Genomic DNA, 347 nt, shown 5'->3' on the forward strand with positions numbered 1-347 from the left:
TGTCGCCTAGGTTGTACATGCCAAATACGTCGGCACCGCCCCAAGTCCAAGAACCTTCAAGTGGGTAGATAACCCCTGTCATCACTACCGCAAAGGCTAGGAATGACCACAGTTTCATACGCTCAGCGACCGCACCCGAAACGATAGACATTGCCGTTGCAACGAATACCACTTGGAAGAAGAAGTCAGAAGCGCCAGAGTAGATAGAACCACCTTCGAAGCCACCTTCACGGCCAGCGAAGTCAGTTAGAGTAGAAGAGACGTCTACGTCTTGGATACCAGATAGGAACCAAGTGCCGCCGTACATGATGGCGTAACCGCACACCAAGTACATGATACAAGAGATC

General features: G+C 51.0%; 1 pseudogene. It reads right to left on the reverse strand.

What is annotated here, in order from left to right:
• Positions 1-334: pseudogene (locus BKB51_RS21345) on the reverse strand (hypothetical protein); the annotation flags it as partial.
• Positions 335-347 lie beyond the last annotated feature (13 nt).

The organism is Kiloniella majae, from assembly GCF_002118315.1.
In the GTDB taxonomy this organism is placed as follows: domain Bacteria; phylum Pseudomonadota; class Alphaproteobacteria; order Kiloniellales; family Kiloniellaceae; genus Kiloniella; species Kiloniella majae.